The 20,087-nt window shown below is 68.4% G+C and carries 23 protein-coding genes; 14 read left to right on the forward strand and 9 right to left on the reverse strand.

What is annotated here, in order from left to right; genetic code table 11:
* Positions 1 to 192 precede the first annotated feature (192 nt).
* On the forward strand, positions 193 to 816 hold the full coding sequence (locus tag E4K62_RS01670) for an asparagine synthetase B family protein (protein ID WP_135062948.1): 624 nt from the start codon (positions 193 to 195) through the stop codon (positions 814 to 816).
* A 251-nt stretch (positions 817 to 1,067) separates the two neighbouring features.
* On the opposite strand, the gene E4K62_RS01675 is transcribed toward E4K62_RS01670, so the two are convergent.
* On the reverse strand, positions 1,068 to 1,646 hold the full coding sequence (locus E4K62_RS01675; protein ID WP_135062950.1) for a TetR/AcrR family transcriptional regulator: 579 nt from the start codon (positions 1,644 to 1,646) through the stop codon (positions 1,068 to 1,070).
* Positions 1,647 to 1,745: 99 nt separating this feature from the next.
* Here E4K62_RS01675 and E4K62_RS01680 point away from each other — a divergent pair, with 99 nt between their 5' ends.
* Together E4K62_RS01680 and E4K62_RS01685 are read left to right on the forward strand one after the other, a co-directional pair.
* Complete coding sequence (locus tag E4K62_RS01680; RefSeq protein WP_135062952.1) at positions 1,746 to 2,525, forward strand: SDR family oxidoreductase; 780 nt, start codon at positions 1,746 to 1,748, stop codon at positions 2,523 to 2,525.
* 66 nt (positions 2,526 to 2,591) lie between these two features.
* A complete protein-coding gene (locus tag E4K62_RS01685) occupies positions 2,592 to 3,035 on the forward strand; it encodes a nitroreductase/quinone reductase family protein (RefSeq protein ID WP_135062954.1) in 444 nt (147 codons plus the stop codon).
* A gap of 60 nt (positions 3,036 to 3,095) precedes the next feature.
* Here E4K62_RS01685 and E4K62_RS01690 read toward each other — a convergent pair whose 3' ends face one another.
* Complete coding sequence (locus E4K62_RS01690; protein WP_135062956.1) at positions 3,096 to 5,300, reverse strand: LLM class flavin-dependent oxidoreductase; 2,205 nt, start codon at positions 5,298 to 5,300, stop codon at positions 3,096 to 3,098.
* A 65-nt stretch (positions 5,301 to 5,365) separates the two neighbouring features.
* Here E4K62_RS01690 and E4K62_RS01695 point away from each other — a divergent pair, with 65 nt between their 5' ends.
* The gene (locus E4K62_RS01695; protein ID WP_240742779.1) at positions 5,366 to 5,734 is read left to right on the forward strand and encodes a winged helix-turn-helix transcriptional regulator; all 369 of its coding nucleotides are present in this window, start codon (positions 5,366 to 5,368) and stop codon (positions 5,732 to 5,734) included.
* Between the two features lie 64 nt (positions 5,735 to 5,798).
* On the opposite strand, the gene E4K62_RS01700 is transcribed toward E4K62_RS01695, so the two are convergent.
* Positions 5,799 to 6,479 carry a TetR/AcrR family transcriptional regulator gene (locus E4K62_RS01700; RefSeq protein WP_135062958.1) on the reverse strand — a complete coding sequence of 227 codons (681 nt, stop codon included), beginning with the start codon at positions 6,477 to 6,479 and terminating at the stop codon, positions 5,799 to 5,801.
* A 126-nt stretch (positions 6,480 to 6,605) separates the two neighbouring features.
* On the opposite strand from E4K62_RS01700, the gene E4K62_RS01705 reads away from it, so the two are divergent.
* On the forward strand, positions 6,606 to 8,087 hold the full coding sequence (locus E4K62_RS01705; protein WP_135062960.1) for an MDR family MFS transporter: 1,482 nt from the start codon (positions 6,606 to 6,608) through the stop codon (positions 8,085 to 8,087).
* Positions 8,088 to 8,160: 73 nt separating this feature from the next.
* Here the strand turns inward: E4K62_RS01705 and E4K62_RS01710 are convergent, their stop codons facing one another.
* Positions 8,161 to 8,757 carry a TetR/AcrR family transcriptional regulator gene (locus E4K62_RS01710; protein WP_135062962.1) on the reverse strand — a complete coding sequence of 199 codons (597 nt, stop codon included), beginning with the start codon at positions 8,755 to 8,757 and terminating at the stop codon, positions 8,161 to 8,163.
* A 131-nt stretch (positions 8,758 to 8,888) separates the two neighbouring features.
* Here E4K62_RS01710 and E4K62_RS01715 point away from each other — a divergent pair, with 131 nt between their 5' ends.
* Genes E4K62_RS01715 through E4K62_RS01725 form a run of 4 tightly spaced genes read left to right on the forward strand, consistent with a single transcriptional unit; the run spans position 8,889 to position 12,198 of the window.
* Positions 8,889 to 9,473 (forward strand): hypothetical protein, encoded by a 585-nt coding sequence (locus tag E4K62_RS01715; RefSeq protein WP_135062964.1) that lies wholly within the window; start codon positions 8,889 to 8,891, stop codon positions 9,471 to 9,473.
* Positions 9,474 to 9,475: 2 nt separating this feature from the next.
* The gene (locus E4K62_RS01720; RefSeq protein ID WP_135062966.1) at positions 9,476 to 11,047 is read left to right on the forward strand and encodes a dihydrolipoyl dehydrogenase family protein; all 1,572 of its coding nucleotides are present in this window, start codon (positions 9,476 to 9,478) and stop codon (positions 11,045 to 11,047) included.
* A gap of 39 nt (positions 11,048 to 11,086) precedes the next feature.
* Positions 11,087 to 11,395: an EthD domain-containing protein gene (locus E4K62_RS18765; protein WP_205805866.1), complete on the forward strand. Its 309-nt coding sequence runs from the start codon at positions 11,087 to 11,089 to the stop codon at positions 11,393 to 11,395.
* 59 nt (positions 11,396 to 11,454) lie between these two features.
* Positions 11,455 to 12,198: an alpha/beta hydrolase gene (locus tag E4K62_RS01725; protein WP_205805868.1), complete on the forward strand. Its 744-nt coding sequence runs from the start codon at positions 11,455 to 11,457 to the stop codon at positions 12,196 to 12,198.
* A 266-nt stretch (positions 12,199 to 12,464) separates the two neighbouring features.
* On the opposite strand, the gene E4K62_RS01730 is transcribed toward E4K62_RS01725, so the two are convergent.
* From E4K62_RS01730 to E4K62_RS01750, 5 genes are all read right to left on the reverse strand, one after another.
* Positions 12,465 to 12,920: a VOC family protein gene (locus E4K62_RS01730; protein WP_135062970.1), complete on the reverse strand. Its 456-nt coding sequence runs from the start codon at positions 12,918 to 12,920 to the stop codon at positions 12,465 to 12,467.
* 83 nt (positions 12,921 to 13,003) lie between these two features.
* On the reverse strand, positions 13,004 to 13,294 hold the full coding sequence (locus tag E4K62_RS01735; RefSeq protein WP_135062972.1) for a DivIVA domain-containing protein: 291 nt from the start codon (positions 13,292 to 13,294) through the stop codon (positions 13,004 to 13,006).
* A gap of 64 nt (positions 13,295 to 13,358) precedes the next feature.
* Positions 13,359 to 13,568, reverse strand: coding sequence for a hypothetical protein (locus E4K62_RS01740; protein ID WP_135062974.1), 210 nt, complete (start codon positions 13,566 to 13,568; stop codon positions 13,359 to 13,361).
* A 36-nt stretch (positions 13,569 to 13,604) separates the two neighbouring features.
* Positions 13,605 to 14,549 (reverse strand): hypothetical protein, encoded by a 945-nt coding sequence (locus tag E4K62_RS01745; protein WP_135062976.1) that lies wholly within the window; start codon positions 14,547 to 14,549, stop codon positions 13,605 to 13,607.
* An 81-nt stretch (positions 14,550 to 14,630) separates the two neighbouring features.
* Entirely contained in the window at positions 14,631 to 15,095 is a 465-nt protein-coding gene (locus E4K62_RS01750; RefSeq protein WP_135062978.1) for a hypothetical protein, read from the reverse strand.
* Between the two features lie 149 nt (positions 15,096 to 15,244).
* Between E4K62_RS01750 and E4K62_RS01755 the strand changes: the two genes are divergently transcribed.
* The 5 genes from E4K62_RS01755 (at position 15,245) to E4K62_RS01775 (ending at position 20,064) form a co-directional block, all read left to right on the forward strand.
* Positions 15,245 to 15,703 carry a hypothetical protein gene (locus E4K62_RS01755; protein WP_135062980.1) on the forward strand — a complete coding sequence of 153 codons (459 nt, stop codon included), beginning with the start codon at positions 15,245 to 15,247 and terminating at the stop codon, positions 15,701 to 15,703.
* A 51-nt stretch (positions 15,704 to 15,754) separates the two neighbouring features.
* Positions 15,755 to 17,308: a multicopper oxidase family protein gene (locus tag E4K62_RS01760; RefSeq protein ID WP_135062982.1), complete on the forward strand. Its 1,554-nt coding sequence runs from the start codon at positions 15,755 to 15,757 to the stop codon at positions 17,306 to 17,308.
* 95 nt (positions 17,309 to 17,403) lie between these two features.
* Positions 17,404 to 18,078 carry a VOC family protein gene (locus E4K62_RS01765; protein WP_135062984.1) on the forward strand — a complete coding sequence of 225 codons (675 nt, stop codon included), beginning with the start codon at positions 17,404 to 17,406 and terminating at the stop codon, positions 18,076 to 18,078.
* 77 nt (positions 18,079 to 18,155) lie between these two features.
* Positions 18,156 to 18,527 carry a VOC family protein gene (locus E4K62_RS01770; protein WP_135062986.1) on the forward strand — a complete coding sequence of 124 codons (372 nt, stop codon included), beginning with the start codon at positions 18,156 to 18,158 and terminating at the stop codon, positions 18,525 to 18,527.
* 112 nt (positions 18,528 to 18,639) lie between these two features.
* Positions 18,640 to 20,064, forward strand: a complete 1,425-nt coding sequence (locus tag E4K62_RS01775) for an HNH endonuclease signature motif containing protein (protein ID WP_167747698.1) — start codon at positions 18,640 to 18,642, stop codon at positions 20,062 to 20,064.
* Positions 20,065 to 20,087: the final 23 nt, after the last annotated feature.

Here is a 20,087-nt window from a genome sequence, read left to right on the forward strand (position 1 = left end):
GGCGCGCAGTAAAAGCGCCGCGGCGCGAGCTGGCCGGCCTCCGGCATGGTTCCACGCTCGCGCAGCTTGAGTTCCCGCCCCGAAAAGCAAGGCCCGTGTGGAGAGTCGCCTCGATACGTAGACCCAAGGCATGAGCGACGTTGCTGTGCCCCTGTTGTTCGACCGACCCCAACATGGCAAGGTGCGTCGCTGATGTGCGGCATCGCAGGGGAGATCGACTTCAGGCAAGGGTCTGTCCCAAGAGATCGGACACTGAGAGCCGTCGCGGCGCTGGCCGCGCGTGGGCCCGATGGGGATGGAGTGTGGGATGGCGGCTGGGCGGTGCTGGGCCACCGCCGGCTGAGCGCCGTCGACCTTTCCGAGCGCGGCGCTCAGCCGATGGTCGACGAGATGACGGGGACGGCGATCGTCTTCAACGGTTGCGTCTACAACCACGATGAGTTGCGCCGAGAGCTATCAGCTGACGGACGGTTCCACTCTCTGAGCGACACGGAAGTGATCCTGATGGGGTACCGCGTCTGGGGTGAGCGCGTGCTACGGAGTCGCCCGGCGACTCTCGTCGACCCACTCGTGGTGGAGGCCAGCGGGGTACGTGGCGGAGTTCACCACGAGAACTGGACGCGTCTGCTCGCTTTCTCCCTGACAGAAGGGCCATTGTCGGCGAAAACCCCCAGGGCCTGGGAGGTGGCTGCCCACGGCCATGGCGTCGCGGCGCGGCTGCCGTTCGTGCCCGCTGCGAGCAAGGCCGTGGGCAAAGCCGAGGAAAGTCCAGGCCTCGTGCGGTCGAGTCCTGAAAGGTCGTCGGCCGCACAATGACAGGGAAGTCGGGCCTGCGCCTACCTTTGAAACGGGATCCGATAAGAGTTCAAATCCCACCGTCACCGCCACCGTGGAAGCCCCGCAATCCCTTGAGAACACTGGGATCGCGGGGCTTTCGTCCTTCCCGGAAGCGCCCCGTGAGCAAGATCCGAGCAAAACCGTTGCTTGAGCTGGAAACTGGGGGGTCTGGCCCGCTGGGGCCTAGCCCGGACGGCAACGCGCAGGGGGCTCGCGGGTCGGGCCGTGCGCTACCCGGGGGAGAAAGCTCTGGCCACGGTCGAGGCGAGAGCTTCTCGGCGACGTGCGTGCAGTTCCTCGGGCTCCGATGCGCTGGCGGCGATAAGCGGACTGGCCGGAGACCATGACATCGACATGGCCGTGACGAGAGAAAGCACGTCGTGTGGGTCCAGTGTCGGGTCGATCGAGCCGGCCCGTTGCCCTTCGCGAATGGCATCGATCTTCAGGCGGTTGTGGTCCGTGCCGTCGTCGTACAGGTCGCCTGCCGGCCGGCGCTCGAGCCTCGCCCAGGTGGTCAGACGCACGATATCGGGGCGGGCCAGATAGGCGTCATACAGCGCTACGGCGTAGCCGGGCAGATCGTCGCCGCGGAGCGGTACCGAGTTCACCATCCAGCCGATGTGCTCGGCGTAGGCGGCATCGAAGAGCGCGTCCTTGCTGCCGAAGTAACTGTACATCTGGCTCTTGTTGGACTGCGCTTCGGCGGCGATGCGATCAACCCGGGCTCCGGCGATGCCGCGCTCGGCGAACTCCGCCGACGCTGCATCGAGGATGCGTCGCTTGGTCGCTTCGCCCTTCGGGGTCGACATGTGCACATTTTATCTACTAACCCGTTGGTTTGACGGCACCCGTGCGCGCGCGTATCGTGAAAGAACGAACTAGTTGGTTGGTTTACGAGAGGGTTCACCATGACGAAGACAGTCCTCATCACCGGGGCAGGCAGCGGGTTCGGGCGCCTCACCGCGTTCGATCTGTCGCGCCAGGGCTACCGCGTCATCGCCGGCGTCCAGATCTGGCCGCAGGCTTGGCAGCTGCGGCAGGAGATCGCCGCTGAGGGTCTTGAGAACATCGAGGTCATCAAGCTCGACCTGCTGGACGACATCGACCGTGCGCATGCGCTGCGCTACGACGTCGACGTACTCTTCAACAACGCCGGGGTTGCTCACAGCGGCACGCTGACGGATGTGCCGATGTCGCTGCTGCGGGCGAACTTCGAGACGAACGTGTTCTCCGTCATGGAACTCACCAAGGGCTTCATCCGCCAGATGATCGAGCGGGGCAACGGCAAGATCGTGTTCAACTCCTCCGACGCGGGCTTGCAGACTCCGCCGTTCGGCGGGGCCTACAGCGCAACGAAGTACGCGATCGAAGCGATCGCGGCGACGTTGCGCGAGGAACTCAAGCCGAAGGGGATCGCCGTCGCCACTGTCCAGCCCGGGCTCTACCTCACCGGCTTCAATGACACCGCGCTGGAGGCCTCCACGTACTGGTACGACCCGGAGACCGCCCTCCTGCCGGGTTGGGAACCCCCGTTCACCCTCGCCGGGCAGGAAGATCCCCAGGGGATGGTCGACGTCATCGTCAAGGTCATCACAGGGGAAATCGCCACCTATCGGAATGTCTACCCGCCTTCGATGGAGCACGAGACGCGCGAGGTGCAGGCCGCGGAGTGGGACCTGACCGTCTGATCCACCCAGCGTCCCGCCCGCACCGACATGTCGGGCGGGACGTGGACAGCATGAATCGGAGAGAAGATGACCAACCTGAGCGCGATCATGCGCGCACTCGATATCAACCATGACTCGACCGCCTGGCAGCGCACCGTCGACATCACCACGATCGGAGCCCGTTCCGGTAAGCCCCGACGGATCGAGATCTGGTTCCATCACATCTACGGCCGCTGGTACCTCAGCAGCACACCCGCGCGTCGCGACTGGTACGCCAACCTCGTGGCGAATCCGCAGTTCACGTTCCACCTCAAGCACGGCATCCATGCCGACCTGCGAGCCACCGCCATCCCCATCACCGAGCCCGCTCAGAAGCGACCGATCTTCGAGTACATCGTCGACGACTTCAATCAGCCGCATAACCCGGCCATCGTCCGGCAACCCCAGCGCGTCGAAGACTGGATGGCCGGAAGCCCTCTCATGGAGATCATCTTCACCGACCTCCCTTCCCCCATGAGAACAAACGATTGATAGCTCCAGCCAGAGCGGTTGGCATCTCGCTTCAGTGCGTGAGCCTGGCGGCACGCGAACTCAACCCTCCGCGGGCACGATGTAGAAGTTGTCGCGGAACAGGCCCGTCGGGTCCCAGCGACGCTTGAGGTCACGCAGCCGCGCTAGGTGCGCGGGAGGGAAAGCGCGGGCGACAACCTCGGGACCGGTGTCGGTCTCGAAGCTCAAGTACATGCCCTCCGCGCGGTCGCGTACTCGCCTCCAGCGTGCCTCGAAGTCGGGAGTGCGTCCGCCGAGGGCCGCGATGAGGAAGTTCGCGCTGCGCCAGGCGTAGGCGGTGGCATCCGACGCGGTGTTCCCGGCTGCGCCGCCGGCGGAGCGCACCGAGAGGAGGAATGGCGAATCCGCTTCGAGCAGGTCGGCGAGCGCGGCGGCGACGTCATCGCTCAGACGGCGGAACAGCGCGGAGTGCGCATGCGGTTCGCCGCGGCCCTGCTGCTGCTCACCGAGGGGCGTCTCCAGGAGAGCGGAGTACGGCACCAACTGCACGGACTGGCTCGCGAGCGGTGCCAGCGGGGCGAAGGGCTGCAGTCGCTCTACGACAGTGCCGGCGTCGTCCGAGTCGACCACGAGCATAGCCTGCACGGCGATCTGGCCCACCCCCCGCCCGCGGGCGGCGATCATGAGCGTTCCGGTGACGCTGGGATGCGCCGATTCCAGCGTCGTCCCCCAATCACGGAGGAACCCGGCCATGTCGTCGACGGCGTACGTGAGCATCGCGAAGCCGACCGACGGGCCGACGGGGTGCGCCTCGAACTCGAACGACACTCCGACGCCGAAGTTCGCGCCCGCCCCGCGCATCGCCCAGAACAGGTCCGGATTCTCCTCCGCGCTGGCGCGCACGAGCTCGCCGTCGGCAGTGACGACGTCGACGGAGCGCAGGTGGTCGATCGTCAGTCCGTGCTCGCGCACGAACCATCCGATGCCGCCGGCGGTGGCCAGGCCCCCGATCCCCACGCCACCGGAGTCGCCCGCCGTGAGCGCGAGCCCGTGCGGAGCGAGCGCACTGGCCACTCCAGCCCAGTCGGCGCCCGGCCCGGTCCGGAAGTGCCGGCCTCTCAGCATCTCGATGCTGTTCAGTGCGTCGACGGCGATCACGATGCCGTCGTTGTTGAGCGAGCGGCCCGACAGTCCGTGGCCGCCGCTGAGGATGCCCAGCGACACGTCGGTGTGACGAGCAGCGAAACGCACAGCATCCTGCACTTGCGCAGGCGTCTTCGGCCGCAGTACGAGACCCGGGCGAGCGCCGCGGAAGTACCCGGACGTGTATCGGGTGTACCCCGTTCCAGCCGGGGTGAGGGCGGACGCGGCGAGCGATTCCGGTACGTCGTCACCCTCGAAGCTCGGCACAGACGGGCCGCCGCCTCCTGTCGCCGCCTCCCGCGCGCGGTGCTCTTCGAGACGCTCGCGCACCTCGGGCGCGACCACCTGCGCGAAGCGGCGGATCTCCGCGGGGTCATCACTCGCGACGATGAAGACGCTCACGCCGTCCTCGATCGCAAGCCGGGCAAGCTCGTCGGCGGTGGTCTGCGGGAAGACGTTCAACAGCCGCACGATTTTGCGCGGGTCGCGCCCGGCGCCGCGGGCCGCCTCGTCGACGATCTCGTTCGCCCGGGTCACGCCCATCTCCAGCCAGGGAAGGCTGGGGAGCCAGCCGTCGGCCTTGCGTCCGACGAGTCGAAGCATGCGCGGCTTGAAGGCGCCCACCCAGATCGGCAGGTCGTGGGCCGGGTTCGGCCCGCGCTTGGCGCCACTGATCTGGTAGTACTCGCCGTTCATATACAGCGGTGTCGGGTCGTTCCCGGCCCAGATCCCGCGGATGACGTCGATGGCCTCGTCCAAGGCGCTCACCGCCTGACCGACGGTGCGATCGGGGCCTCCCATCGCCGCGATGGCACCGCCGAACCCTCCGGTCCCTAGCCCGAGGGCGACGCGGCCTCCACTGAGCAGGTCCAGGCTCGCGCTCGCGCGCGCGAGCACGGCGGCGGGGCGAAACGGCAGGCTGTGCACGTTCGCCGCGACATGGATGCGGGACGTGCGCGCCGCGACCCAGGTCAGAAGCGTGGCGGTGTCGAGGAACGTGGGCTGGTACGGATGATCCTGGAAGGTGACGACATCGAGCCCCACCTCCTCGCTCAGAACCGCGAGGTCGACGGGGAGCTGGGGGCTGTCGCTTCGGGGAGTGATGAAGCTTCCGAACTTCACCGGGTGACCGTAATCAGGCATGCGGCCATGCTGTTCTTCTTGGTCAGACCGGTGCAAACACCCCGTAACTGACTTACCATGAGTAAGTGACTCTGCCATCCGCTTCCCCTGCCCAGCCGACGACCGCCTGGGCGCACGCCGACGAGCGCGACTGCGAGCGGACCGGTGCGATGCTCGAGGTCGTCGGTCAGCGCTGGTCGGCAGGCATCCTCCTCGCACTCGCCCGCGGCGCGGAACGGTTCAGTGAGATCGTCGCCGCGGTCCCCGGTCTGTCCGCCCGTATGCTCACCGTGCGCCTGCAGCAGCTCGGTGCGGCGCAGCTGGTCGAGCGAGAGGTCATCCCGACCATCCCCGTCAGCGTGCGGTATCACCTGACCGAGCGTGGCAACGACCTGATGTCGGCCATCGAGCCGATCTCGGGGTTCGTGCGACGCTGGGACGACCCCGAGGACTGAGCGCCTATCCGGAGTTACGTCGGTCGAGATATCCACCCGCGACCGCGAAGTGCACGCTCTGCGTTCAGTCGAGGTCGTCGGCTGTGAAGTGGTCGGTCAGCACCGACCGCACCTGCTGGTAGAGGTGTCGGACGGATGCCTTCTGGCCGCGTTCGGCCCGGCGCGCCCACTCGTCGTAGGCCAGGCGGACGTTCGTGTTGATCGCGGTGACGACAGCGCGGGCCTGGATCTCATCGGCGTCCGGGTCGTCGTCGGCGCGCAACACGATGGTGGTGAGGGCCTGCACGTATTCGTCGTCACGGGCGAGGGCGCGGGAGAGCAGGCCCGGCTCGGCGAGAACGAGGCGACGCGCCCGCAGGATGCGCGTGTGGGTGTCGGGCTGCTCGGCGTCGAAGGCATCGATGGACGCCAGGTAGGCCTGCTCGATCGTGCGTCTCACCGCGGGCCCCGCTCCGTCGACGGCGCGCACGCGGGCGATCAGCCGCTCCATGGAGTCGTCGTCGACGAACAGGGCGTTCTCTTTCGTCACCGCGTGGCGGTAGAAGGTACGCGGGGCGATGCCGGCGGCTTCGGCGATCTCCTCCACCGTCGTGGCGGCGACACCCTGGCGCTCGAAGAGCTCGATCGCCGCGTCGGCGATATCGCGACGGGTCTCACGACGTCGCTGTTCGCGCAGGCCGCGGTGGGCGTCAGGGTCGTCGGCGGGACCGGTGATGTTGCGGTGCCGATCGTCGGGTTCGAGCATCCGCCCATTCTCGCACCCGACGAACCGATAGTGGCAGTCACTGCCATATACTGATCGGGGCGTTCGTGCAGCTCATCCGGCGCCCCTCCCGCAACAGTGTGCAGCCCTGCAGATAGAAAGCCCTTCGTGACGCTCGAGAAAAACCCCGACACCGCTTCGATATCCGTGCCCGCCGCAGCGGCTGCGCCCCGGACCGGCCCCGTGATCGCCCTCCTCGTGGCCTCGGCCTTCGTCGTCATCCTCAACGAGACGATCATGGGCGTCGCCCTGCCCCGGCTCATGGCCGACCTCGACATCACCGCCGCCACCGCGCAATGGCTGACCACCGGATTCCTTCTCACCATGGCCATCGTGATCCCGTGCACGGGCTATCTGCTGGCGCGGTTCCCGCTACGAGGCCTGTTCTTCACCGCGATGTCGCTGTTCGCTGCCGGAACGCTCATCGCCGCGCTCTCGACAGGCTTCGGGATGCTGCTCGCCGGCCGCGTGGTGCAGGCGTCCGGCACCGCCATCATGATGCCGCTGCTGTTCACCACCGTGCTCAACGTCGTGGCGCCCACCCACCGCGGGCGCATGATGGGCGTCATCTCCATCGTCATCGCTGTCGCGCCGGCGGTCGGTCCGACGGTGGCCGGTGTCATCCTCTCCGCCCTGGACTGGCGCTGGATGTTCTGGCTCGTGCTTCCCATCGCCCTGCTCGCGATCGCGCTCGGCGCCGTGTGGGTGCGCAACGTCACCGAGACCTCGCGGCCTTCATTCGATCCGCTCTCGGCCGTGCTCGCGGCCCTCGGCTTCGGCGGGCTCATCTACGGCCTCAGCCTCATCGGCGAGTCGGCGTCGGGTCACGCACCCGTGCCGGTCTGGATCCCGCTCGTCGTCGGTGTCGTCTCGCTCGTCGTGTTCGTGCTGCGCCAGCTGTCGTTGCAGAAGACGGATGCCGCCTTCCTCGACCTCCGCACCTTCACCTCGCGCTCCTTCACCCTCGCCGTCGTGCTTGTCGTCGTCGTGATGGCGGCGCTGTTCGGCTCGCTCATCCTCCTGCCGCTGTTCCTGCAGCAGGCGCTGGCTCTCGACACCCTGACGGTCGGCCTCATGATGCTGCCCGGCGGCATCCTCATGGGCGTCATCGCCCCGATCGTGGGGGCGCTGTTCGATCGCTTCGGGCCGCGTCCGCTGGTCTTTCCCGGGATGGTCGTCGCCGCAGCGGCGCTGTGGGGCATGACGACGTTCGACATGAACACCGAGATCTGGTGGATCGTGCTCATGCACATGACCCTCAACCTGGGGCTCGGTTTCGTCTTCACGCCACTGCTGACCTCCGCACTCGGGTCGCTGCCCCGCTTCCTGTACTCGCACGGCAGCGCGATCACGAGCACCCTCCAGCAGGTGGCCGGCGCGGCCGGTACCGCCCTGTTCGTCACGCTCATGTCCGTGGGGACCGCGAGCGCCCTCGCTGCCGGCGACGCCCCCGGCGAAGCGATGACCGCGGGTGTGCACACTGCGTTCGTGGTGGGAGCGGTGATCGCGAGCGTCGCGGTCGTGCTCACCCTCTTCGTGCGCAAGCCCGCCGACGTCGAGGAGCCGCTCGCTCACCCTGCCGCGCACTAGGCCGAGCCGCCGCCGGCTGTGGCGCCGGACCTGTTCCGGCCACTTGCGTGAATCGGCCGCTGAACGCGCCCGCTCAGGGTGTGTTGCTCAACCCTGTGATGTCGCCGGGTTCCAGGCCGCTGCGATAGGCGAGGAGTCCCTCGACACCACGTAGGAAGGTCGCGCAGATGGGCTCCGGGTCGGTGAGGGAGCCGGCGGCCATCGCGCCATCTCGGAGCATCACGAAATGTCGGGCTGCGGGTTCGGCGTCGATCTTTCCAGTCTGAGCGAAGAGCTCGGTCATCGTCGTGAGAAACCACTCCCGGTGCTCGAGCACGGCATGGTGAACCGGGTGGTTGGGGTCGGGGTACTCCGCGGCGGCGTTGAGGAATGCGCATCCGCGGAAGCCGGCGCCCCGGATGTCGTCGGCGATGGCCTGCGCGATCGTTCGGATGATGTCGTCCGTGTCGCCGCCGGAGTTTCGGGCGGCGTCGGTCCGCGCGCGGATCCCCTCGTCGATCTGCGTGAGGTAGGCGACGAGCAGGTCGTCCTTGCTCGGGAAGTGCCGATAGAGCGTGGCGCGGGTGACCTGTGCTTCGGCGATGACGCGATCGATTCCGACGGCGCGCAGCCCGTCGGCGTAGAAGAGCCGGCTGGCCGTGTCGAGCAGTCGAGTTCGTGCGTCGGACATGTGTGCCTCGTTCCGAAATGTTGCTGTGCCTCCCACGTTATCAGAGAGACAGAACGATCTGTCTTGACAGATGGGTCGAGTCGGTTCATGCTCGGTGTACCGACCGTTCTATCTACAAGAAATGGGAGCACATGTCCGCCTCAGTCCATACCGGGGATCCGGGGGTCGCCGTACGCGCCGCCAGCAGTACGAGGGCGCTGCGAAACCTCTACTTCGCGAGATTCGGATTCGCTGTCACCTGGGCGATCCTGCTCATCGCGACCGCGACGTCGATCAACGCAGGCTCTATCGCTCTGCTCGTCATCTATCCGTTGTTCGATGTCGCGGCAGCGATCATCGACTTCCGCTCTTCCGGGTCCAGTCGGCCGAAGGCCCCGCTTTACATCAACATCGCGCTGAGCCTCGCGGCTGCGATCGGCCTCGCCGCTGTCGTCGGCTCCGGTATCCCGGACATCCTGCGGGTGTGGGGGATCTGGGCGATCACCGCGGGAATCGTCCAGTTGATCGTCGCGATTCTGCGCTGGCGCATCGGAGGCCAGCTGGCACAGGTCCTCAGTGGCGGACTCTCCGTCTTCGCGGGTGCGGGCTTCCTTCTGGTGGGCGCGGGGCCGAATGCCGCGCTGACCATTGCCGGCGGCTATGCGGCCCTCGGTGGCGTCTTCTTCCTGATTTCGGCGATCCAGTTGCACCGCGTCATCCGAAAGGCGGGGAAGTGATCATGACTGAAGTCACCCGCCCGTCCCTCATCGCATCCGACGTAGACGGCGATTCCGTCGTCGACGTGATCGTCATCGGCGCGGGACCTGTCGGCGAGAACGTCGCCGACCGAGTCGTGCAAGGCGGCCTGACCGCGACCATCGTCGAACGTGAACTCGTCGGTGGTGAGTGCTCGTACTGGGCCTGCATGCCCACCAAGGCACTTCTCCGTGATGCTGCCGCGCTCCGAGCTGCCCGTGCCCTTCCCGCCGCGGGGCGAGCTGCGAGCGGCATCCTCGACCCGGCCGCGGTGTTCGCCCGTCGGGACCGGTTCGCCGAGCACTGGCACGACTCAGGTCAGGTCGATTGGCTGCGCAGTGCCGGCATCACGCTGGTCCGCGGACAGGGACGGATCAGTGGCCCTCACACGGTGACCGTCACCGACACCGCCGACGGCACGACGACGCACCTGCGGGCACGCCATGCCGTCGTCGTCGCCACCGGCAGCAGCGCACACATGCCGCCGATCGCGGGACTGGCGGACGTCACGCCGTGGACGAACCGCGAAGCCGCGGCCACACAGAAGGTCCCGGACCGCCTGGCGATCATCGGGGGCGGAGTGGTCGGCGCCGAGATGGCGACGGCATTTCACGCACTCGGCTCCCACGTGTCACTGATCTCTCATACGCGCCTGCTTCCGCGAGCCGAGCTGTTCGCGAGCGAGCACGTGACGGAGGCGCTCCGCTCCGCCGGTGTCGCACTCCACCTGGAGGCCGACGCCGTCGAGGCTCGACGGAAGGATTCCGGCATCCTCGAGATCGCCCTGTCGGACGGCAGCACCGTCGCGGCGGACGAGGTTCTCGTCGCGACCGGACGGGTGGCGAATACGACGGACATCGGTCTGGACCGGATCGGCCTGGAAGCGGGCAGGTGGCTGACGGTCGACCACACCCTCGCCGTTCTCGACCAGAACGGTCAGCCGATCGGCGACGAGACCGGTGCCGACCCTGGTGCAGCCTGGCTCTTCGCCGCCGGCGACGTCAACCGTCGCGCACCGCTGACGCACCACGGCAAGTACCAGGCCCGCGCGCTGGGCGATGCCATCGTCGCGCGAGCGAACGGCGCGGAACCCGGCCTGGATCCGTGGGGACGCCACGCCGTGACCGCCGACGAACGGGCGCTCACGCAAGTGATCTTCACCGAGCCCGAGGTCGCCACCGTCGGGCTCACGGCACAGGAAGCCGCGGCAGCCGGACGAGACACACGGGTCGTCGACTACGACCTGGGGAAAGTCGCCGGTGCCGCGCTGCACGCCGATCACTATCGCGGCCAGGCCCGCATCGTCATCGACGCCACCCGCAACACCGTGATCGGTTTCACCGCCGTCGGTCCGGACGTCGCCGAACTCCTCCACGCCGCGACGATCGCCATCGCCGGGGAGGTCCCGCTCGACCGCCTGTGGCACGCGGTGCCCGCCTACCCGACTATCAGCGAGATCTGGCTCCGCCTGCTCGAGACAGACGGCCGAGATCACGTCACAGCATCCGTCGCTCTCGTCACGGCCGACTCCGCGACCGACGCGGCCGCCGCCTGAACCCCCATCCACATCACCACTCGACGCAAGGAGCTCCGCATGCCCACGAAAATCACCCTTATCTTCGACAACCCGGTTGACCCGGACGCGTTCGAGTCCGGTTACGCCGAATTGGTCGACCGAGCCCGGAGATTCCCCGGTCTCCTGAAGATGGAGACCTCGAAGGTCTGGCCCAAGGAAGACGGCACCGCCACTCCGGCCTATCGCATGATCGACCTCTACTTCCCCGACTACGCGGCAGCCAACGCGCCCTTGGGAACGCCCGAAGCGGGGGCCTTCTTCCGGCGCGCCGGCGAACTCGCGACCGGAGGAATGACAGGACTCTTCTCCGACGTCGAGGAGTCCTGAACCCCCTCCGGTGTACGCAACGAACCATCCATCACGACAACACACGAAAGGAAACTCACATGAACACTGACATCTCGACCGCCGGCGAGCAGCCGGCCGCGAAGCCCACCGTCGTCCTCGTGCACGGCGCCTGGGCGGACTCGAGCGGCTGGGGCGGTGTGATCAGCAAGCTCCAGGAGGACGGCTACCCGGTGCTCGCCGTCGCCAACCCGTTGCGCGGCCTGGCGTCCGACTCGGCGTACGTCCGCAGCATCCTCGACTCCATCGACGGCGACGTGGTCCTCGTCGGCCATTCCTATGGCGGCGCGGTCATCACGAACGCCGCCACCGGCGCCGGCAACGTCCGCGCACTGGTGTTCGCAGCGGCCTTCACGCCCGACGAGGGCGAGACCATCGCCCAGTTCAACGACCCGGTGACGTACCCGGGTGCCGAGCTGACGCCCGACTCCCTCATCGTGCGGCCCTACCCCGGCGGTGCCGACGCCACCATCGTCCCGGCCCGGTTCCGGCAGATCTTCGCGGCAGACGTGCCTGCTCGGCAGACCGACATCATGGCCGCGACCCAGCGCCCGACCAACGTGGCGGTGCTGGAGGAGCGGACCGGGGAGCCGGCGTGGAAGACGATCCCCAGCTGGTACCAGATCTCCAACCAGGACAACGCGCTCTCGCCGGTCGCGCAGCGCTTCTTCGCTGAGCGGATGGGTGCGCACACCACCTCGATCGACGCGTCGCATGCCGGTTACGTCTCCCACGCGGCGGAGACGGCGGAGCTGATCGAGGCGGCCGCCCAAGCGCCCAGCTGATCACCCCTCCTCACGCACGGGGCGTGCGGGCCACCCTGGCCGCACGCCCCGTGCGTGTCGGACGACGAGCATCCCGACGCATGTTCGTTCGGAGTCGAACGCGCGGGCGACTGGCGACGTCCGCTCCGCGGGACCGCGCCATCAGGCGGGATGTGTGCGGCCTGGGGCTGCCGGGGCACGCCGATCGCCACCCTCGAGGCGTAACCGTCATCGGCACCCTGTACGCCACACGCGTGGTGTTGATCTCCTACCGGGTCGACGCGGAATCACGTAATCTCTCCGGCCGCGGACGACTGCACGTATGCCATCCCCTCCTGGAAGCGCGGATCCTCCGCCCGCCGCTCCATGTCGGCGAAGTCGATGTCCAACTTCTGGAACGCCCACCAGAGGTGGCCCTGCGGGTCGCGGAACCGGGAGACGACATCGCCCCATGCGAGCTCGGTCGGGCGAGTGACCACCCGAGCCTCACCGGATTCCGCGCGGGTGATCACCGCATCCAGGTCGTCCACATAGACGCGCAGGTACGCCGGTCTTGTCTCCTGGGCATCGAACAGCATGACGACCGAGTCGCCGATCGCGAGTTCGGCATGCGCCACGCGTCCGCTGGCGTCCAGCAATGGCTCGGCTCTCGCAACGGCGCCGAAGACGTCGCTGAGGAACGCGATCTCTGCGAGCGTGTCGGCGGAGATGATCCACGGGTCGACCGTCGTGTACTCAGCCATGCGACGACGCTACGTCGGAGCACCGGCGGCGATCAACACGCTCAGCTCGTAGGTGTCGGGGGCTGCCGTGCGAAGCGCCGAGGTCAGGGCACTCGCTGTTCGTGCTCCTGCAGTGCGGCCGTGACGCGGTCCAGGAACTCGCTGACGGCATCCATGTCGTAAGAGCCGCCGTGACGCGTGGAGGTGGGGAACTGCCGGGTCACGACGTCCTCACTGCGCAAGCGGGGCGTCCCGCCGCTCTCGTAGGCGTGGAGGGCGACTTCGCACTCCTGCAGGAAATCGTCGACGTCCTCTGCGGAGAACCCCTCCACGCGGAACAAGCCCTTTCGCTTCCCCGGGGGGAATCGGACGTCGCGGAGCTCAGCGCTGTGCATGCCCCGACACTAGCGCCGCGGGCACCTCGTTGCGGAGAGCGCGGTCGCCCACCAGCGTCGTCGCTCATCCAACCGGTTCGACCTGGTAGTCGACGGAGCCGAACGGGAACCGCCAGATGTAGGTACCTGAGTCGTTGATCCCGAAGAGCGGGATGGCGCAGAACCACACGTTCGCGACGACGATCGCCGTCACCGCGAGGGCGGGAATCGCGAGTCCTGCGGGGTTCAGAATCCGCAGAGCGGAGGGTTCGTGCAGGAGGTGGCTCGTCCGCAATGGCTGACGCTTCGGAGCGGCTCACGCTGCTGTAGTTCAGAGCGCCCCGGTCGGGCCGGCGTGGCGGCGGCGGATCGCCCAGCGCGCCGCGAGCCCGATCGCGGCGATGAGGATCGTGGCCACGATGGGGCGCAGCGCGAGTTCCGGGATCAGGAGGGCGCTTGCGAAGACCTGAAGCGCGTACTCGATCATCGCGGCCGGGTTGGAGGCGAGTACGCGACTGCCGGCGGCGCTGCTGATCCCCGTGATGGCGGCCGGCGCGACCCAGACGACGATGAGGCTCGTGAGAGCGGCGACGACGCGCCCAGGCGAGGACACACCCGTCCACGCGACGGCTGCTCCGGTGAGCACCGGGGTCACCCAGGCGATCAGCCCCACCACGGGAAGCAGCCAGTCCGGCCCGAAGAGCGTGAACGGCTGGAGGAAGCCGCCGATCCACGAGGACGCGGCGACCGCCGCGATCGTGAGGCCGAGGAGCGCGCCCGCCCGAGGTGCCACGGCGATGAGGGTCTGGGAGAGCATCCCCACCAGAACGGACAGCACACTGACCCCGACCAGGGCGGTCAGATACAGCGCGGCCTGACCCGTGTCGGCCAGTCCGCTGCGAACGGCAACGGCCGTCTGCACGACCGCGATCAGCTGCAGCGCCGGAACGACGCCGAGCAGCAGTATCCGTCCCCTCCGGCTGAGCCGATCCCGCAGTGCCCGCGCCACGACCCCCGCCGCGGCGGCACCGACGACCAGAACAGCGAAGATGAGCATGAGCGAGTACTGACTGAACGGCAGCAGCACGAGCGGCATGTCCTCGGCCGCGGTGGGCAGGAGCCAGAGGTTCTGCAGCGGCAGCCGGAGGCCCGTGGCGAGCCACGGCAGCAGACCCACGACGACGGCGGCGACGGCCAGGAGCACAGCGACTTCGTCGCGAACACCACGCGACGGCGCGTGTCGAGCGCTCGCGGTATCGACGCCGGTCTCCGTCATGGTCTGTCCTCGTTGGTCTGGCCTGTTGGGTACTCGACGATCTCGACGATGACCCGGGGGGACATTCGTTCGGCCATCGCCCTAGCCCTGACCGACTCCGCCGAGCGATGTGCCGGGAGGAAGCGAGGGGCAGGTGGCCGACTCGTGCATCGCGGCTATCTGGGCCCGCACGGCAACGCCCTCGCGCGTCTGGGCGACCGAATAGACGATCCCTTCCTGGGCTTCATGAGCCGGCACCTGTCCCACGTTGACGCCATCCGGCCATACGTAGTAGCTGTTGAAGTCGGCAGGGGGCCGCGACGAGCTGACGGCTCCGGGCGGCAGAAGAGCCGCGTCCAGCCAGGCCTGAGCTCTCTCCGGCGCAGCCGCGGCCTCCGCCGCCTCCGCAGCATCCGGCTCCGCCGCCTCCGCAGCATCCGGGTCCGCGGACTCCGCAGCGCCGGTGGGGTCAGGAAGGTGCGGTCCACCGTCATCGAACTCGGATGTGCACCCGGTGAGCGCACTCAGCAGGATCAGGCCGAAGGCAAGTCCCGGCCACCGTCGCATGCCTTCAACCTATGGCCAGCAGCTCGGGCGCCTCAAGCGCGAGCGACCGGAACCTAGGCCGTTGTCCACCCGCGCAGTCGTCAGATGGTGACGCGGATGTCGCCTGGGGGACGACGCCCGGACCCTGCCCCGCTCCATACCGTGACGACATGTCACATGCTGCAAGCCTTCGCTCCGAACCGCAGCCGCGCCCCCGCCGCTCGGGCCTGCCCATCGTGGCGATCATCGCGCTCGCCGCGCTCCGCGTACCGGGACCCGTCCTGGAAGACCTCGGCATCCTCGAGGCCGGTCAGTGGACTTCGTTGCTGTTGTCCTGGGCGCCGGTCGCGCTGTGGATCGCCGTCGTGGTCATTCGACCCGTTGCCAGACCGTTCCTGACGGTTCTGGCGATCGGAGCGACCTCAGGCGTGTTGCTCGTCATCGCCTATCAACTCCTCTGGAACCAGCTCTTCGAGGATGACCCCGCATCGGTCGGGGGCGGCGGCATGCCGATCCGCCTCGTGGCCATTCTCGGCGGCTTGATCACCGGCGTCGTCGCCGGTGCCGTCGGGGGACTCATCGCCTGGGCCGTTCGTGCGGTGGTGAACCGTCGCGCCGGCGTCACCTAGGGCGGGCCTCCCGCCCGCCGCCGCACTTCATCGACTCTCCGGGGAGCAGCAATGCGCATTCACGCCAGAACCACGCCGAGCAAGAACCAGCGCCGCGGGACGGGGCGCTGCCTCGGGGTGCTGTCCGCACTCGTCCTCACGGCAGGAGCGCTGAGCGCGTGCGACGCGACCGCTCGGGCACCGGTGGTGGACACCGCCGGTCAGGTCGAGTTCACCAACCCGCTCGCCATTCCACCGCTCGACCGCGGCACCGTGGCTTCCGACGGCGTGCGGGAGTTCGCCCTGCTCGCAGACGAGGGGACCACCGAGTTCACACCCGGGGTGCGGACGACGACGTGGGGATTCAACGGGAGCTATCTGGGCCCCACGCTCGCGGCGACGATCGGCGAGCCGGTGAGAGTCCGCGTCGACAACGAACTCGCGGTGCCCACGACCGTGCACTGGCATGGGATGCACCTCCCGGCGGAGATGGACGGCGGTCCGCATCAGGTTATCGATCCGAGTCAGACCTGGTCGCCCTCGTGGACCATCGATCAGGAGCCGACGACGCTGTGGTACCACCCGCACGTCCACGGCGAGACCGAGGAGCACGTGGAGATGGGGCTCGCCGGGATGTTCCTCCTCGAGCCCCCCGACCCCGGCCGGTTCGGGCCGCCCCATAGCTACGGCGTCGACGACATCCCGGTCATCGTCCAGGACAAGCAGTTCACCGACGCGGGGCAGTTCACGCTGTCGACGCGAGGTTTCGTCGGCTCTCTGGGTGACACCGTGCTCGTGAACGGCACGGCGGCGCCGTATCTCGATGTGACGACAGAGCGTGTGAAGCTCCGGGTGCTCAACGCGTCGTCGGCGCGCACCTATCGGTTCGCATTCGACGATGGCCGATCCTTCGATCTCGTCGGTACCGACGGCGGGCTCCTCGAAGCACCACACCGCACGGGGGAGGTGCAGCTGTCGCCCGGCGAGCGGGCCGAGATCGTCGTGCAGGTCGAGGCCGGAGAGCAGCCGGTGCTGCGCTCGAGCACGCCCGATCTCGGCATGCCGGACGCGGTCGCGGAACTGAATGGAGGCGCAGACACCCTGGACGTCCTGCAGCTGCGCGCTGCATCTGTACTGGAGCCCAGCCAGCCGTTGGCCGATCGCTTCGCGGACATCCCGCGACTCGATGAATCCGATGCAGGGCAGGAGCGTCAGTTCGAGATGGACGGCCTGCAGATCAACGGTCAGTCCATGCAGATGCACACGGTGAACGAGGTCGTCGAGGTCGACACGGTGGAGGTCTGGGCCGTGCGCAACCGCATGCAGTTCGCGCACTCGTTCCACGTGCACGACGTGCAGTTCCACGTGCTCACCGTCGACGGGGAGCCACCGCCGCCCGAACTCGCCGGCTGGAAGGACACCATCTACACCCGCCCGGGAGTGCAGTACCGACTCATCATGCGGTTCGAGGACTACACCGATCCCGACACCCCCTACATGTACCACTGCCACTTCCTCACGCATGAGGACGCGGGGATGATGGGCCAGTTCACCGTGGTGGAGGACGCGTCGACCGCGCCGTCGACGATCCGCACGGAGGGCGCGGACCATGGCGCAGCCCACTGATGGCGCCGGCGGCCGGCGCGCAGACACCGGCGAGGAATGACCGACTCGCCTCGCACGTTGCGCAGTGCACACGCGGGGGAATGAGTGGAGGCGGGATGCGCATCGACGACGTGCGGATGGGGACGGCGGATGTCACGCAGGCGGCCGCGTTCTACCGCGACGTGCTCGACCTGCCGGTCGCGGTGGCCGGGCCGCGCGCCACGGTCACCGTCGGACGGAGCACCGTGACCCTGGACGAGCGATTGCCGATCGAGGAGTCGAATCATCTCGCCTTCACGATCCCGAGCAATCGGTTCGCCGATGCCAAGGCGTGGCTTCAGCCCCGCGTCGAACTGATGTCGTGGGGTGGCGGTGAGAGCGAGCTTCGCCTCGGCGAGCCGTGGAACTCGGAGTCGCTGTACTTCCTCGGCCCTGATCGCGTCATCCTCGAGCTGATCACCCGCGCGCATCTCGATAATCCGTCGGAGGAGCCCTTCTCGGGTGCCCAGCTGCTGTGCGTGAGCGAGGTGGGCCTCGGTGCGCCTGATGTCGGGCAGGCGTTCGCGAGCGCCCGCCGGACGTTCGGCGTCGAGACCTTCGCCGGCGAGTCCCGCCACTTCACCACCGCGGGTGACCAGGACGGCCTGCTCATCTTCGTCACCACCGGCCGTCCGTGGTTCCCGACCGCGGACATGGGTGCCCGCAGCGGCGGGGTCCACGTGACGATCAGCGGTGTGTCGCCCGGGGCCGTCACGTCCGAAGCCGGCTGGAGCGTCACCGCTCCGACATAGGTTTCGAGGGTCTTCCTTCGCGGACATCCGGTGTCCTCGGTGAGGCGTAGCGTCCGCCAGATCTGAAGGAGGACACCATGAACTGGAAGATCGAACTCATTTTCATTCCCGTCACCGATGTCGACCGTGCGAAGGCGTTCTACACGCACATCGGATTCGTCGCCGACTTCGATCAGCAGGTGAATGAGGAGTTGCGCTTCGTGCAGCTGACTCCGCCGGGCTCCGCGTGCTCCATCGCCTTCGGCACCGGGCTCGGATCGGCCGTCGCCCCCGGCAGCCTGGATGTCATCCAGGTCGTCGTGCCTGACGCGGATGCCGAGCTCCTCCGGCTCCGTGAGCTCGGCGTCGACGCCGACGGCGTGGACGAGCAGGACTGGGGTCGGTTCGTGCGTTTCGCCGATCCGGACGGCAACTCGTGGACGCTGCAGCAGCTGCCGGCCCGACCCTGAAACGCCGGCGAGTGCGCGGCCTCGAATCCTCGCACCCCACCACGCATTAGCGCGGATTGACCAGGGGTTATCCGTCGCTGCAATGTCGGTGGCCCTCGTCAGAATAGGGGTCATGGAGATCCTCGCCGACACCCTCCGCCACGTCGAGCAGCAGCTCGGCGAGGCCCTGGGTGCGGCGTTCGGAACCGATGAGCTCCGCCGGCTGGATGAGGCCTCGGTGATGTCGCTCGTGGCCGCCGCGGCGGGCGTCGTGCACCAGGCCGAGGCGCTGCTGGTGGCGACGGTCGCGGAGGTGCAGGAGCGGGCGGATGTCGCACCCTTCGCCGAGCGACCGACGACGCGGAACGGGTGCCGGTCGATGACGGAGCTCGTGCAGCGGACGACGCGGGAGTCCGGTCGCACCGTCGCCGACGTGCTGCGCGCGGCGCGCGCGATCCGCCGGCCCGTGTCGCCGTCGACGGGAGAGGTCCTCCCCGCGGAGTACCCCGCGATGCGGGAGGCGGCAGCCGCCGGTCTCGGGCTGGATGCGCTCGCCGCGGTCGCCGGCGCACTGGATGCCGCATCGTGCGCACCCGCGGCCCGCGCGGCGGCCGATCTCGAGCTGGCAGCATCCGCACGCGGCCTGGGTGCAGGCGGCGGACCGGCCCCGGACGCCGACGAACTGCGGCTGCAGGCGCAGGTGTGGGCGATGTACCTCGATCAGGACGGTGCCGAGCCGCGCGAATTCCGTGCGATGCGCAAGCGCGCCCTCACTGTGGGCGTGTGCCGCGACGGCATCGTGCCGGTCCGCGGCAATCTGCTACCCGAAGTGGCCGCGCAGCTGCAGCGGCTGTTCGACAGCGTCCTGAATCCCAAGGGCGATGGCCCGGAGACTCCGACGGGGCCGCGCTTCGCCGACGACGAACCGGTCGCTCCGCACGAAGACTCCGCCGACCTGCGCTCGCGCGCCATGAAGCAGCACGATGCCCTCGCGGCGATCCTCGCGGTCGCCGCACGCTCGGGCGCCCTGCCGACCATCGGCGGGGCCGCGCCCACGCTCGTGGTCTCCGTCGACGCACGCGACGCCCGCTCGGGCCGAGGGCACGCCCACATCGACGGATGCGACGAGCCCGTCTCGCTCGGGGTGGCTCGGCAGGTGGCGTGCGCCGGGGCCGTCGAGCGGGTCACGACCGACGCCGGGCGCATCCTGGCGATCGACATCCTCGACCGTGTCTTCGCCGCACATCAGCGCAAGGCGATCTCCCTGCGCGACGGCGGATGCGTCATCCCCGGCTGTCACGTCGCGGCCGCGTGGTGCGAGATCCACCATGTCGTGGAGCACGCGGCCGGTGGGCCGACCCACACCGACAACGGCGTGCTGCTGTGCTGGTACCACCACCGCACGCTCGACTCGAGCGGATGGCGGGTACGGATGCGCAACGGCGTTCCCGAAGTGCGGGGGCCGTCCTGGTGGGATATCTCGACGCAATGGCGGCCGACCACGAAATCGCCCGTGCGCTTGCGTCACGCGGTGCGTGCGCGCAGCCCCGGCGGCTGAACGCGACCGGTACCTCGTGGATT

The organism is Microbacterium wangchenii (assembly GCF_004564355.1).
Lineage (GTDB): Bacteria > Actinomycetota > Actinomycetes > Actinomycetales > Microbacteriaceae > Microbacterium > Microbacterium wangchenii.